Raw genomic sequence first — 14198 nt, 5'->3', positions numbered from 1 at the left:
TCTCCTCAAGGCGGTTGCGGGGAGGGGGGCGTGCGGGCGCCGGCTAGTGCACGCCCATCCAGCTCTCGATGGGATTGAGGGCGAAGTAGACCAGGAAGACCGCGGTCAGGCCCCACATGAAGGCGCCGATCTCGCGGGCCTTGCCCTGGGCGACGCGGATGGCGACGTAGGAGATGACGCCGGCGGCGACGCCGGCCGTGATCGAGTACGTGAACGGCATGATCACGACGGTGAGGAAGACCGGGATCGCGGTGCCCCGGTCGGACCAGTCGACGTGCCGGGCGTTCATCATCATCATGGCGCCGATCACGACCAGGGCGGCCGCCGCCACCTCGCCCGGCACGATCGCCGTGAGCGGGGTGAAGAACAGGCAGGCGGCGAAGAACAGCCCGGTGACCACGGAGGACAGGCCCGTGCGGGCGCCCTCCCCGACGCCGGTCGCCGACTCGACGAACACGGTCTGGCCCGAGGCGCCGGCCGCCCCGCCGATCGCGCCGCCCGCGCCGTCGATGAACAGCGCCTTGGACAGGCCCGGCATCCGGCCCTTGTCGTCGGCGAGCTTGGCCTCGGTGCCCACGCCGATGATGGTGGCCATCGCGTCGAAGAACCCGGCGAGCACCAGCGTGAACACGATCATGCCGACGGTCATCGCGCCGACCTCGCCCCAGCCGCCGAACTCGACGTGTCCGAAGAGGGAGAAGTCCGGCATGGACACCGCGCCGCCGTGCAGTTCGGGGGCGCCACCCGCCCACTGCTTCGGGTCGACGACGTCGAGCGCGTTCAAGGCGACGGCGAGGACCGTGCCGCCGACGATGCCGATGAGGATGGCGCCCGGGACGCCGCGCGCCTGGAGCATGAAGATGGCGAGGAGGGTGACGGCGAACAGCAGCACCGGCCAGCCGGCCAGTTCACCGGCGGGGCCGAGGGTGACCGGGGTGGCCTCGCCCTGGTGCACGAAGCCGGCCTTGTAGAAGCCGATCAGGGCGACGAACAGGCCGATGCCCATGGTGATGGCGTGTTTGAGGGCGAGCGGGATCGCGTTCATGATCATCTCGCGGAGGCCGGTGACGACCAGCAGCATGATGACGACGCCGTACATCACGCACATGCCCATGGCCTGCGGCCAGGTCATCTGCGGGACGACCTGCGAGGCGAGCACGCCCGAGACGGAGAGGCCGGCGGCGAGGGCGAGCGGCACCTTGCCGAAGAAGCCCATCAGCAGCGTGGAGAAGGCCGCGGCGAACGCGGTCGCGGTGATGAGCGCCTGCTGCGCGAGGGTGTTCCCCGCCGCGTCCTTGCCGGACAGGATCAGGGGGTTGAGCAGGAGGATGTACGCCATCGCCATGAAGGTCGTGACGCCACCGCGCACCTCGCGCGCCACCGTGGATCCTCGGTGGGATATGTGGAAGTACCGGTCGAGCCACGACCGGCCGGCCGGGACGCGGGTTCCTTCACCCGCGTCGTCGGCGGTGACCGTGGGCTTGAGGGACTGCTGGGTCATGTGGGCCTGCTCCCAAGGTTCAAAGGGGCACCCGCGGCCGCCGGCGGCGGTGGAGCACGGGATTTGGGGAGGTGCACGACCCGGGGGACGGCCCGAGACGAACATGTGGGGTGGTCCTGGGGGGACGGATCCCCCCAGGAGACAGCCGGTTCGCCCCCGGAGGATCAGGTGCCGGTGAGGTGTTCCGGACGGACCGGCGTGCGGTCGAGCTCCAGCCCCGTCGCGTCCCGGATCGCCGCGAGGACGGCCGGGGTGGACGACAGGGTGGGGGCCTCGCCGACGCCGCGCAGCCCGTACGGCGCGTGGTCGTCGGCGAGTTCGAGCACGTCGACGGGGATGGTCGGCGTGTCGAGGATCGTGGGGATCAGGTAGTCCGTGAAGGAGGGGTTGCGCACCTTCGCCGTCTTCGGGTCGACGATGATCTCCTCCATGACGGCCACACCCAGTCCCTGGGTGGTGCCGCCCTGGATCTGGCCGATGACGGACAGCGGGTTGAGCGCCTTGCCGACGTCCTGGGCGCAGGCCAGCTCGATCACCTTCACCAGGCCGAGCTCGGTGTCGACCTCGACGACGGCGCGGTGCGCGGCGAACGAGTACTGGACGTGGCCGTTGCCCTGCCCGGTGCGCAGGTCGAAGGGCTCGGTGGGGCGGTGCCGCCACTCGGCCTCGACCTCGACGCTCTCGTCCTCCAGGACGTCCACGAGGTCGGCGAGGACCTCGCCGCCGTCGGTGACGACCTTGCCGCCCTCCAGGAGGAGTTCGGCGGTGGCCCAGGCCGGGTGGTACGAGCCGAACTTGCGCCGCCCGATCTCCAGCACCTTCTCGCGGACCAGCTCGCAGGAGTTCTTCACGGCGCCGCCGGTGACGTACGTCTGCCGGGAGGCCGAGGTGGAGCCGGCCGAGCCGACCTGGGTGTCCGCCGGGTGGATCGTCACCTGGGCGACGCCGAGCTCGGAGCGGGCGATCTGCGCGTGGACGGTGACGCCGCCCTGGCCGACCTCCGCCATCGCCGTGTGCACGGTGGCGACGGGCTCGCCGCCGACGACCTCCATGCGCACCTTGGCCGTCGAGTAGTCGTCGAAGCCCTCGGAGAAGCCGACGTTCTTGATGCCGACGGCGTAGCCGATGCCCCGGACGACGCCCTCGCCGTGCGTGGTGTTGGACAGGCCGCCGGGCAGCTGCCGTACGTCGGCGCCCTCGCTGGACTCCCACTGGCGCTCCGGCGGCAGCGGCATGGCCTTGACGCGGCGCAGCAGCTCGGCGACCGGCGCCGGCGAGTCGACGGGCTGGCCCGTCGGCATGATCGTGCCCTGCTCCATGGCGTTGCGCTGCCGGAACTCCACCGGGTCCAGGCCGAGTTCCTTGGCCAGCTTGTCCATCTGCGCCTCGTAGGCGAAGCACGCCTGGACCGCGCCGAAGCCGCGCATGGCGCCGCAGGGCGGGTTGTTGGTGTAGAGCGCGATGGCCTCGATGTCGACGTCGTCGACGACGTAGGGGCCGATGGACAGCGAGGACGCGTTGCCGACGACGGCCGGGGAGGCGGAGGCGTACGCGCCGCCGTCGAGCACGATCCGGCACTTGACGTGGGTCAGCCTGCCGTCGCGGGTCGCGCCGTGCTCGTAGTACAGCTTGGCGGGGTGGCGGTGGACGTGCCCGAAGAAGGACTCGAACCGGTTGTAGACGATCTTGACGGGCTTGCCGGTGCGCAGCGCGAGCAGGCAGGCGTGGATCTGCATGGACAGGTCCTCGCGGCCGCCGAAGGCCCCGCCCACACCGGACAGCGTCATCCGGACCTTGCTCTCGGGCAGGCCGAGGACGGGCGCGATCTGGCGCAGGTCGCTGTGCAGCCACTGGGTCGCGATGTAGAGGTGGACGCCGCCGTCCTCCTCGGGCACGGCGAGGCCGGACTCGGGGCCGAGGAACGCCTGGTCCTGCATGCCGAAGGTGTACTCGCCGGTGACGATCACGTCGGCCCGTCCGGCGGCGCGGGCCGCGTCGCCGCGGACGATCGGCTGCCGGTGCACGATGTTCGGGTGCGGCACGTGCCCGGCGTGGTGGTCGTCGCGGTTCTCGTGGACGAGGATCGCGTCGGGGGCGGTCGCGGACGCCTCGTCGGTGATGACGGGCAGGTCCCGGTACTCGACCTTGATCTTGGCGGCTGCGCGCCGCGCGGTCTCCGGGTGGTCGGCGGCCACGAGGGCGACGGGCTCGCCGTGATGGCGGACCTTGCCGTGGGCGAGGACCGGGGTGTCCTGGATCTCCAGGCCGTAGTTGCGCACCTCCGTCGGCAGGTCGTCGTAGGTCAGGACGGCGTACACGCCCGGGGTGGCCAGGGCCTCGGCGGTGTCGATGGACACGATCTCGGCATGCGCGACGGTGGAGCGCAGGATCTGGCCCCAGAGCATGTCCTCGTGCCACATGTCGGACGAGTACGCGAACTCGCCGGTGACCTTGAGGGTGCCGTCGGGGCGGAGCGTGGACTCGCCGATGCCGCCCTTGGTCTGCGCGCCCTGGGTGATCTTCGTGGGGGTTCCGCTGGGGGACGCCATCGTCAGACCGCCTCTCCCTGCCGGGCGGCCGCGAGGCGGACCGCGTCCATGATCTTCTCGTAGCCGGTGCACCGGCACAGGTTGCCCGAGAGGGCCTCGCGGATGTCCGCGTCGGTCGGGTTGGGGTTGCGCTCCAGCATCTCGTCGGCGGCGACGAGCAGTCCGGGGGTGCAGAAGCCGCACTGGACGGCGCCGGCGTCGATGAAGGCCTGCTGGATCGGGGCGAGTTCGGTGCCCTCGCCGGTCTGCGAGTCGGTGCCCTTGGCCTGCCAGGCCTTCGCCTCGTCCAGCGAGTTGCCCGAGGAGCCGCCGCAGGACCGCTGCCGGGCGTGGTCCGCGAGGCCCTCGACGGTGACGACGTCACGGCCCTCGACCTGTCCGGCCGCGACGAGGCACGAGCACACCGGGACGCCGTCCAGGCGGACCGTGCAGGAGCCGCACTCGCCCTGCTCGCAGGCGTTCTTGGAGCCGGGCAGGCCGAGCCGCTCGCGCAGGACGTAGAGCAGGGACTCGCCCTCCCACACGTCGTCGGCTTCCTGCGGGCGTCCGTTGACGGTGAAGTTGACGCGCATCAGGCGACACTCCCTTCCTGATCGGTCGTGCCGTCGGCGCGGCGGTAGGACTCCCAGGTCCAGGTCAGGGTGCGGCGGGCCATGACGCCGACCGCGTGCCGGCGGTAGCTCGCGGTGCCGCGGACGTCGTCGATCGGGTTGCAGGCGGCGGCGCACAGGTCCGCGAACTGCTTGGCGACCGACGGGGTGATGATCTTGCCGTTGTCCCAGAAGCCGCCCTCCTCCAGCGCGGCGTTCAGGAACTCCTCGGCGGCCTTCGCCCGGACGGGCGTCGGCGCGGCGGAGCCGATGCCGGTGCGCACGGTCCGGGTCTCGGGGTGCAGGGCGAGGCCGAAGGCGCACACCGCGATGACCATGGCGTTGCGGGTGCCGACCTTCGAGTACTGCTGGGGCCCGTCCGCCTTCTTGATGTGCACGGCGCGGATCAGCTCGTCGGGCGCGAGCGCGTTGCGCTTCACGCCGGTGTAGAAGTCGTCGATCGGGATACGGCGGCTGCCGCGCACCGACTCGGCCTCGACCTCGGCGCCGGCGGCGAGGAGGGCGGGGTGGGCGTCACCGGCCGGGGACGCGGTGCCGAGGTTGCCGCCGACGCCGCCGCGGTTGCGGATCTGCGGGGAGGCGACGGTGTGCGAGGCCAGGGCGAGGCCCGGCAGCTCTGCCCGCAGGTCCTCCATGATCCTGGTGTACGGCACCGAGGCGCCGAGCCGCACGCTGTCCTCACCGACCTCCCACGCGGAGAGGTCCTCGATCCGGTTCAGGTCGAGGAGGTACTCGGGCCGGCGGTGGTCGAAGTTGATCTCGACCATCACATCGGTGCCGCCCGCAATCGGCACAGCGGTGGGGTGCTCGGCCTTCGCGGCGAGCGCCTCCTCCCAGCTGGCGGGGCGAAGGAAGTCCATGACCGGCTCTCTTCTTCGTCTCGTGGGTCGAACGGATCGAGCCAGATCGGGTGCGGCGGTCCCGGCTCGTTCATGTGCTGTTCACGCGGAATGGCCTCAGTACACAGGCCCGTGCTCCAGCGGGGTCAGTCACGGAAACCATGAAGGAGTTGGCTGGCCACGGCGGGCATCTTGTAGATTCGTATGAACGGAGGACACCCGTAACCTCCCTGCTTTCCCGGGGAAACATCCGGCACGGCTCTGTGACCTGGGACACCGTCCGAAAGACGACGAGCGCGCCGCCCGTGGGGGGCCGCTCGCCGCCCGTGACCGGGCCTGCCACGGACCCCTCATGATCCATCGTAGTTTTCGAGACAAGGAACGGCGGCGACGAGAATGCGGCTGCGCGCACTGCTGGACACTGATGCGCTGGGCCTGAAGCTGCTCGGCGGCGAGGACGAGCTCGACCGCACGGTGCGCGGTGTGATGACCACGGATCTGAGGGACCCCAGCCGCTATCTCTCCGGCGGCGAGCTGGTGCTCACCGGGCTGGCGTGGCGCCGGGACGCCGCGGACTCCGATCCTTTCGTGCGCATCCTCGTGCAGGCCGGTGTGGCGGCCCTGGCGGCCGGTGAGGCCGAGCTCGGCGACATCCCCGAGGATCTGGTGGTGGCGTGTGCCCGGCACCGGCTGCCGCTGTTCGCCGTGCACGAGTCGGTGGCGTTCGCTACGGTCACCGAGCATGTCGTCCGGCAGGTCAGCGGCGAGCGGGCCGGGGACCTGGCGGCCGTGGTCGACCGGCACCGCCGGCTGATGACGTCGGGCCCGGCGGGCGGCGGCCCGGACGTGGTCCTGGACCTGCTCGGCTCCGACCTGGACCTGCGGGCCTGGGTGCTGTCGCCCGCGGGACGGCTGATCGCCGGTTCCAAGGCGGCGGGTCCTGCGCTGCCCCCCGACCTGTGCGCACGGCTGGCGGCCGGGCATCTGGCGGCCGCCCGCTCGGGCCGCCGCGGCCCGCACCGGGTGACGCTGGGGACGACGGTGTACTCGCTCTTCCCGGTCCGCGGCGGCGGGCGCCCGGCCGGGGACATCCGCGAGACGGTGCTGTCCGAGTGGCTGCTGGCCGTGGAGGCGGACGCCGGCGACTGGCCCGCGGAGCGGCTGGACCTGCTGCAGGGCGTCACCCAGCTGATCGCGGTGGAGCGCGACCGCCGGGACGCCGCCCGCACGGTACGGCGCCGGCTCGCGCAGGAGGTCCTGGAACTGGTCCAGACGGGCGCGGCGCCCGCCGAGATCGCCGCCCGGCTGCGGGTGGCGGCCCCGGTGCTGTTGCCCGGCCTCGGGGCGGCCCCGCACTGGCAGGTGGTGGTCGCCCGGGTCGAGTGGGCGGACGGCGCCATCGAGCCCGGTCCGGCCGCGCAGGCCCTGCTGGAGGAGATCCTGGTGGATCCCCGCGCGACCGGCCCCGAGCCGTCGGACCGCATCGCGGTGGCGCACACGGGCGAGGAGGCGATCGCGCTGGTGCCGCTGCCCGCGGTCTCCGCCGAGCACGACGGCTCGGAGGCCGGCGTCCTCGCGGACGCGCTGCTGGACGCGGTGGCCGAGCCCCTGTCGGCGGGGCTCGGCGACGACGGCCGGATCACGCTCGGGGTGAGCGCGGCGGTGCACTCGGCGGAGGGGCTGCGCGGCGCCCTGGAGGAGGCCCGGCACGCGCGCCGGGTCGCGGCGGCCAGGGTGGGGCGGGTGTGCGCGGCAGGGCATCAGGAGCTCGCCTCGCACGTCCTGCTGCTGCCGTTCGTGCCCGACGACGTCCGGCGGGCGTTCACGGCCCGGCTGCTGGACCCGCTGCGGGACTACGACCGCCGGCACCGCGCGGAGCTGATCCCGACGCTGGAGGCGTTCCTCGACTGCGACGGCTCCTGGACGCGGTGCGCGACCCGGCTGCACCTGCACGTCAACACGCTGCGCTACCGCGTGGGCAGGATCGAGCAGTTGACGGGCCGGGACCTGTCCCGGCTGGAGGACAAGCTCGATTTCTTCCTGGCGTTGCGGATGAGCTGAACCCGGCGCGGGGGCGCACGGGGTGGCACCAAGTGCCGCTCGTGTCCCACGACTTTGTGAAATCCTTCACCCACCCTCTTGGCCGGGCGCGATGATTCGTGCTGAGATGCCGCCACCACTCAACAGCTCGATGGCGTGCTCGGGGAGGGCGAGGTGGCGTATACCGCCATGTCTGGTAACGGAACGACCGCCGGCGACGATCCACTCCAGACCGCGGTATGGCGGCTGCGCTCGCGCGCGTGCTGGGCGGACGCGGCGGCCCTGCTCCAGCCGGTCACCGCACCGGCCGCGCTCCAGCGCGCGGCCCTGCTGGTGGAACGGTGCCTGTACACCGAGCGGGGCTGGGAGGAGGCCGAGGACGCGCTCCGTACGGCCGAGGCGCTGGCCCACACCGACGACGAACGCGGCGCGGCCGCTTGTGAACGGGGGCAGCTCGCGTACGCGGCGACGCTGCACTCCGTGCGCGACCGGGCCGACGAGGCGCGGGCGGCGCTGGGCCGGGCGGCGGCCCTGATCGCGCCGGGGGCGCCGGGCCGGGCCCTGCTGGACTTCCGCCGCGGCCTCCTCGCGGAGAACCTGGCGCGCTCGCCGCAGGCGGCCCGCGCGGCCTACCGCCGGGCGCACGCGGGCGCCACGGCGCACGCCGACCCGCTGCTGCTGTCGTTCACCTGGCGGCATCTGGCCGGGCTGGCGCTGCGCGACGGGGAACTGGCCGAGGCACGGCACGGCTTCGCCGAATCCCTGCGCATCCGCGAGGAACTGGGCTATCTGGTCGGCACCGCCCCGGCCCTGGCGTCCCTGGCCGACACGGAGACCGAACCGGAGGCGTCCCGCCTCCGCGAGGAGGCCCGCCGCCTGTTCCGCCTCCTCGGCGGAGTCCCCACCTGGCTGGCGGACCAACTGGCCCCGTTGCCACCGGCGGCGACGACCTGAGGGGGCTTGAGGGCGCCCTGCCCGGGGGCGTGAGGGGCGTTCTCAGCGGGCGCCGGTGAAGTGCTCGTCGACCAGGGCCCGCACGACCTCCAGGTCGCGGGCGATCAGGGCGTCGAGGAGGGCGGTGTGCTCGGCTGCGTCGGCCAACAGGTCGGCGTGGCCGCGGCCCTGCGGGCGGGACGGGCCGGTCAGCGGCCACTGGGCGCGGCGGTGCAGGTCGTCGGCGATGCGCACGAGCTGGGCGTTGCCCGCGAGGGACAGCACGGCTCGGTGGAAGGTGCGGTCGGACTCCGCGTAGGTGGCCCGGCATCCGGTGGCCGCCGCGCGGACGGTCGCCTCGGCCAGCGGGCGCATCTCGGCCCAGCGTTCGGCGGGGACGGCGCGGGCGAGCCGGAGCATGACGGGGACTTCGACGAGCGCCCGGACCTCGGCGAGGTCGGCCAGGTCCCGGGCGCCGCGTTCGACGACCCGGAAACCGCGGTTGGGCACCACCTCGACGGCGCCTTCAAGGGCGAGCTGCTGCATGGCTTCCCGCACCGGGGTCGCCGAGACGCCGAAGCGTTCGCCGAGGGCGGGGGCCGAGTAGACGGCGCCGGGCGCCAGCTCACCGGTGACGAGCGCGGTGCGCAGGGCGTCGAGGATCTGCCCCCGCACGGAGGCGCGCTGCACGACCGGGCGCGGGGCGGGGATGGGCCGCTCGCTGTGGGTGTGCTCGCCGCGCACGGCGGCGGACGGCGTGCCCTGTGCCGGGACACGGGGTTCCGGCGCGGCCGCCGCGGCCTCCTGGACGTGCGGCGTCCCCGGGGTCCCCGTCGTCGCGGAGCTTCGCGCGCCCTGCTTCACGGGTCCTCCTCCGGGACGGTCGGTACGTGGGGTATTACGGCGGCTTGTTACTCACCCGTCAAGCACCTTAGGCGGAGAACGCGACAGTTCAAACCTCACCGAGCTAGGGGTAAGGTAAGCCTTACCTTCAATGCCTCGCGGATTGGCGGCTCCGATGCCCGTGCCCTCCTCAGCCCTCGCGCACGCCTACGCCCGTCTCGCCGAGGTCCTCCCGGGGCTCGACATCACCCAGCCCGTCACCGACGCGGCGCTGCCCCGGCACGGCGGCTGGGTCACCGCGAGCGCGCTGGCGGAGGGCGGCGCCGGGCTCGACGCGTTCCTCGCCTGGGACGACGCCCAGGTGCTGAGGGACTACGGGCAGTCCGCCCGCCCGGACGTCGTCGCCAGCTTCGGGCTGCACCGCTACGCCTGGCCGGCGTGCCTGCTGATCACCGTGCCGTGGTTCCTGCTGCGCCGCGTCCCGCGCTTCCCCGTGACGCATGTCTCGTACGACCGCACCGACCCCGGCGCGCCCCTGGGCCGCCTGGCGGCGCGCCCCGCCTCCTTCGCCTGCCTGCCCGGCGACCCGGCGGCCGGCCTGCCCGGCGCGCGCGTGGTCCCCGACGAGGAGGCCCTGCGGGCCGAGGTGCGCGCGGCTGTCGCCGAGCACCTGGAGCCGGTCCTCGGCGGCTTCGGCCCCCGGATGCGGCGGCGCGGGCGCGCCCTGTGGGGCATGGCGACGGACGAGGTGGTCGAGGGCCTGTGGTACGTGGCGCACCTGTTCGGGGACGGCGAGCAGGAGCGGGCCCGCCACGAGCTGGAGCTGCTGCTGCCGGGGGCGACGACGCCGTACGTGGGCTCGGCCGCCTTCCGTGAGCTGACCGGTCCGGACGGCGAGTCCCTGCCCACCCGCGACCGGGCGAGCTGCTGCATGTTCTACACGCTGCGCCCCGAGGACACGTGTGCGACCTGCCCGCGCACCTGTGACGCCGACCGCCTCGCCAAGCTCCTGGCGACGACGGCCTGAGCGGGCGCGCGGAGCCCGATTCCCGCCCCCCGAAGGGGAACTGACGCCCCCTCGGGAGCGGTTCCACCGCCGCGTGCCTTAAGATCACCGACGGACGGCACCCCCGCGTCGGTCACACTCGCTTCACAGCTCCCTCACTTCGCGCGGGAACTTTCCGTGGAACCACCCGCACGGGTAGTGTTGTTCGAACTCAACTCCCGCCCCTCAAGCGGCAGTTCGAGCAGAACGCCGCCCTGGGCATCCCCTTGCACCTCCTTGGCGGCCTCTTGCCCCGAAACCCCCTGAGGGCCAGCGGGATTGGGCCACTATGGCGGGCGTTACGCCCTATCCCAATGCAAGGGACCCCAGATGAGATTGACCGACATATCGCTGAACTGGCTGCTTCCGGGCGCCGTGCTGCTCCTGGGCATGCTGGCGGCGGTGGCGGTGCTCGCGCGCGGCAAGCGGTCCGGGGAGCACGCGGCCGAGGACTCCTGGGAGCGCAGCGAGGAGCGCCGCAGGCGCAAGGAGGCCATCTACGGCACGGCCTCCTATGTGCTGCTCTTCTGCTGTGCCGCCGTCGCCGCCGCGCTCTCCTTCAAGGGCCTGGTCGGCTTCGGCGAGCAGAACCTGGGCCTCAGCGACGGCTGGCAGTACCTCGTGCCGTTCGGTCTCGACGGCGCGGCGATGTTCTGCTCCGTGCTCGCCGTGCGCGAGGCCAGCCACGGTGACGCGGCGCTCGGCTCCCGGATACTCGTGTGGACGTTCGCGGGTGCCGCGGCCTGGTTCAACTGGGTCCACGCGCCCCGTGGTCTGAGCCACGCCGGCGCCCCGCACTTCTTCGCCGGCATGTCCCTGTCGGCGGCCGTGCTGTTCGACCGCGCCCTCAAGCAGACCCGCCGGGCGGCGCTGCGCGAGCAGGGTCTGGTGCCCCGCCCGCTGCCGCAGATCCGTATCGTGCGCTGGCTGCGGGCCCCGCGCGAGACGTACAGGGCGTGGTCGCTCATGCTGCTGGAGAACGTGCGCAGCCTGGACGAGGCGGTCGACGAGGTCCGCGAGGACAAGCGGCAGAAGGATGCGGCCCGGCTGCGCCGCCGCGAGCAGGAGCGCATGGAGCGCGCCCAGCTCAAGGCCATCAGCCGCGGCCACCGCGGGTTCATCGGCCGCGGCACCGGCCGGCAGGGCGAGCCGCAGGCCCTGGAGCCGGCCTCCTCCCAGGTCACCGCGGAGCCTGCCATATCGGCGCCGGAACCGCTTCCCGTGCGCACGCGCCCTTCTCTTGAGCCTGTACGCACCGGTTCGGAGCCGGTGACCGTGGACCTGACCGCGGAGGACGACACGATGGCGCTGCCGCGGCTGGACTCGCTGGAGCGCAAGCTCAAGGACCTGGAGCAGCAGTTCGGCTGAGCCGGTCCTGACCACGGGAAGGGGCGCGACCCACGGCACGGGTCGCGCCCCTTCCCGTCTCGCCGGGCGTCACACGTCCGCGCCGAGCTCGAACCACACCACCTTGCCCACGCCGTGCACGCACACGCCCCAGGCGTCCGCCAGGGACTGGACGAGCAGCAGGCCGCGGCCGCTCGTACCGGTGTCGGCGTCCGGTACGCGCATCCTGGGGCGCCGGGACGTGAAGTCCCGTACCTCCACGCGCAGTCCGTGCGGTCCCACGGTGGCGGTCAGGACCGCGTCCCGGTCGGTGTGCACGAGAGCGTTGGTGACGAGTTCGCTGGTGAGCAGTTCGGCGGTGTCGGAGCCGCCGGTCGAGCCGCACTGCCGCAGCAGTTCGCGCAGCGCCCTGCGCGCCTCCGGTACCGCCCGCAGGTCGGCCCGGCCGAGTCTGCGCCTGAGCTGGGAGGTCCGCGTGTGTTCCCCGGCGCCCGCGGTCCCGTCCTCCACCGTCTTCGCCGAGGAGGCCCCGTACGCCGTGGGACCGCCTCCCCGTGCCTGCCTCTTCATGACCCCCGCCTGCGTGCCGATGTCGGTTCCCCTCCTGGCTCGAACACGTTCACGGGAACCATTCCCCGGTCCCGGTGGCGAACAGTCATGTCCCCTCGGCGACGGCCAGGTGTTCGGCCATCGGCGGCCGGTCCTCACAGGTGGGTGAAGGGCCGAAGACGGCACGGCGGCCGTCCGGCGGGACGGCCGGGCCGCGACCGTCACCCGCCGCACGTCCAGGTCGGGACGCGACGGGGTTTGCGGCGGCGTGAGGCGGGGCCGTCCTCCGGTGCGGGCAGGAGAGGGCCGTACGGCGCCCCGGCGCGCGGCCGCCGCGCCGAGGGGCGCGAGGGCGGCGGAACCGGGCGGGATCACACGGAACGCCGACCCGTCCCTGCCGAAGACGGCGTAGCCGGTGCGGACACACGGGTGGACGGGGGCGTCGGCGGCCGAGACCCCTCGGCGCCGACGCCCCCGTCCTGGGAAAGTGGCTGAAACGGGACGCCGGCCCGCGCCCGCCGGGGCCGCCCGCCCGACCCCCGTGCGGGAGGGCGGCCCCCGTGACGGGCCGGCCGTGCGGTCAGTACAGCTTGTCGACCGCGGTGGTGGTCGTCTTCTTGAACGCCTTCACCGGCGCGTCCGCGAAGCCCCCCATCTGCCCCCACCGGACGAGGGTGACGGTGCCGCCGTCCCGGCCGACCGACGTCAGGTCGATGTCCGTCGCGCCCCACGCCGTCCGGGTGTGCACCCCGTGCACCCGGGCCCCCTCCTCCACCGGCAGGGTGCCGTACGCGCGGTACTCGGCCTTGATCTCGGGGTCGGCGTCGGCGCGCAGCGCGCAGCGCCGGACCTCCTGGTCGAGCCGCTGGGCGAGGGCCTTCGCCTTGGCGTTGTCGCCGACCACGACGACGATCTGCTGGGCGTTGGTCTCCAGGTCGGTGCGGAAGTCGCGGTGGCGGATGTCGTAGGCGAGCAGCGCCTCGCCGAAGCAGAACTCCAGTTCCTCCGGCACCCCGTCGGAGACCGGTCCCGCGGTCCAGCCGGTGGGGTGCGGCGGCAGCTGGGACGCCGAGAGGAACTTCGGCGCGGGCTTCTTGGGCGCGGCGCCGGCGGGTGCGGCGGTGAGCGCGGAGCCGGCGGTGAGGCCCGCGACGGCGAGCACGGCGAGCACGCCGGTGCGGATGGTCCTGGACATGGGTGTCCCCCCGTGGGATGAGTCGGTGCGTGACGACCGCGGAAGAGGCCGCCCCCGACGCCGTTCGGTCGTCGCGGCCCGGTCGGTGCGGCACCAGAAGCATCAGCCGTCACAGCGGGCGGCCGCAAGCGCCGGACGCCGATCCGCGACGGTGGAACCATCCCAGCCCCTGTGACGTGCACATACAGGGAGTGCCTGGGATGCCGTCCCGGGACGGACAGGACACGGGGGAACGGTGTCGGAAGTGCGGGACGACGTCCAGGAGTTCGCGGCGCTGCTCAGACGGCTCAAGGAACGCACCGACCGCAGCTACGGTCAGCTCGCCCGCCGTCTCGCGATGAACACCTCCACGCTGCACCGCTACTGCGCCGGTGAGGCCGTCCCGCTCGACTTCGCGCCCGTGGAGCGGTTCGCGGCGCTGTGCGCGGCGACCCCCGAGGAGAGGCTGGAGCTGCACCGGCTGTGGATCCTCGCGGTGGCGGCCCGTCAGCGGGCGCGCACCCAGGGCGCGAAGCCGGCCAGCGATGCCCCGGAACGCGCGCCGGTGCCGGCACCGCTACCGGCGCCAGAACCGCGACCGGCATCGGCATCGGCATCGGCATCGGCATCGGCGGAACGCACCGAGGCTCCGGCGGAGACGGCCGAGACACCGGACGAGCCCACTGGGCGGGAGGAGCCCACCGGGCCGGACGAGCCCGCACCCGACGTCACTCCCCCGCCCACCCCGGCGTCCACCCGCCCCCGGT

The 14198-nt window shown here is 73.3% G+C and carries 12 protein-coding genes; 5 read left to right on the top strand and 7 right to left on the bottom strand.

Annotated features, from left to right (window positions below; all coding sequences use genetic code 11):
- Positions 1-43 precede the first annotated feature (43 nt).
- The 4 genes from ADL34_RS13735 to ADL34_RS13720 form a co-directional block, all read right to left on the bottom strand.
- On the bottom strand, positions 44-1501 hold the full coding sequence (locus tag ADL34_RS13735) for an NCS2 family permease (protein WP_062666846.1): 1458 nt from the start codon (positions 1499-1501) through the stop codon (positions 44-46).
- Positions 1502-1665: 164 nt separating this feature from the next.
- Positions 1666-4050, bottom strand: a complete 2385-nt coding sequence (locus ADL34_RS13730; RefSeq protein WP_062666843.1) for a xanthine dehydrogenase family protein molybdopterin-binding subunit — start codon at positions 4048-4050, stop codon at positions 1666-1668.
- A 2-nt stretch (positions 4051-4052) separates the two neighbouring features.
- Positions 4053-4622 (bottom strand): (2Fe-2S)-binding protein, encoded by a 570-nt coding sequence (locus ADL34_RS13725; RefSeq protein ID WP_062666842.1) that lies wholly within the window; start codon positions 4620-4622, stop codon positions 4053-4055.
- Positions 4622-5521 (bottom strand): FAD binding domain-containing protein, encoded by a 900-nt coding sequence (locus ADL34_RS13720; protein ID WP_062666840.1) that lies wholly within the window; start codon positions 5519-5521, stop codon positions 4622-4624. The genes ADL34_RS13725 and ADL34_RS13720 overlap by 1 nt, the downstream gene beginning before the upstream one ends.
- A gap of 375 nt (positions 5522-5896) precedes the next feature.
- Here ADL34_RS13720 and ADL34_RS13715 point away from each other — a divergent pair, with 375 nt between their 5' ends.
- A complete protein-coding gene (locus tag ADL34_RS13715) occupies positions 5897-7561 on the top strand; it encodes a PucR family transcriptional regulator (RefSeq protein WP_062666839.1) in 1665 nt (554 codons plus the stop codon).
- A gap of 168 nt (positions 7562-7729) precedes the next feature.
- Positions 7730-8494 (top strand): hypothetical protein, encoded by a 765-nt coding sequence (locus ADL34_RS13710; RefSeq protein WP_234375011.1) that lies wholly within the window; start codon positions 7730-7732, stop codon positions 8492-8494.
- A gap of 42 nt (positions 8495-8536) precedes the next feature.
- On the opposite strand, the gene ADL34_RS13705 is transcribed toward ADL34_RS13710, so the two are convergent.
- Entirely contained in the window at positions 8537-9337 is an 801-nt protein-coding gene (locus ADL34_RS13705; RefSeq protein WP_062666837.1) for a GntR family transcriptional regulator, read from the bottom strand.
- Positions 9338-9491: 154 nt separating this feature from the next.
- Between ADL34_RS13705 and ADL34_RS13700 the strand changes: the two genes are divergently transcribed.
- Entirely contained in the window at positions 9492-10343 is an 852-nt protein-coding gene (locus tag ADL34_RS13700; protein WP_062666836.1) for a (2Fe-2S)-binding protein, read from the top strand.
- Positions 10344-10691: 348 nt separating this feature from the next.
- Entirely contained in the window at positions 10692-11729 is a 1038-nt protein-coding gene (locus ADL34_RS13695; RefSeq protein WP_062666834.1) for a DUF2637 domain-containing protein, read from the top strand.
- 69 nt (positions 11730-11798) lie between these two features.
- Here ADL34_RS13695 and ADL34_RS13690 read toward each other — a convergent pair whose 3' ends face one another.
- Together ADL34_RS13690 and ADL34_RS13685 are read right to left on the bottom strand one after the other, a co-directional pair.
- A complete protein-coding gene (locus tag ADL34_RS13690) occupies positions 11799-12278 on the bottom strand; it encodes an ATP-binding protein (RefSeq protein WP_062666832.1) in 480 nt (159 codons plus the stop codon).
- Positions 12279-12837: 559 nt separating this feature from the next.
- Positions 12838-13452, bottom strand: coding sequence for a hypothetical protein (locus ADL34_RS13685; RefSeq protein WP_062666830.1), 615 nt, complete (start codon positions 13450-13452; stop codon positions 12838-12840).
- A gap of 235 nt (positions 13453-13687) precedes the next feature.
- Here ADL34_RS13685 and ADL34_RS36645 point away from each other — a divergent pair.
- Positions 13688-14198: helix-turn-helix domain-containing protein (locus tag ADL34_RS36645; RefSeq protein WP_234375010.1), on the top strand; the 511-nt coding region annotated here is incomplete at its 3' end.

Origin of the sequence: Streptomyces sp. NRRL WC-3605 (assembly GCF_001509795.1) — a bacterium.
Taxonomy (GTDB): domain Bacteria; phylum Actinomycetota; class Actinomycetes; order Streptomycetales; family Streptomycetaceae; genus Streptomyces; species Streptomyces viridochromogenes.
This window is presented reverse-complemented; position numbering and strand designations above follow the sequence as displayed.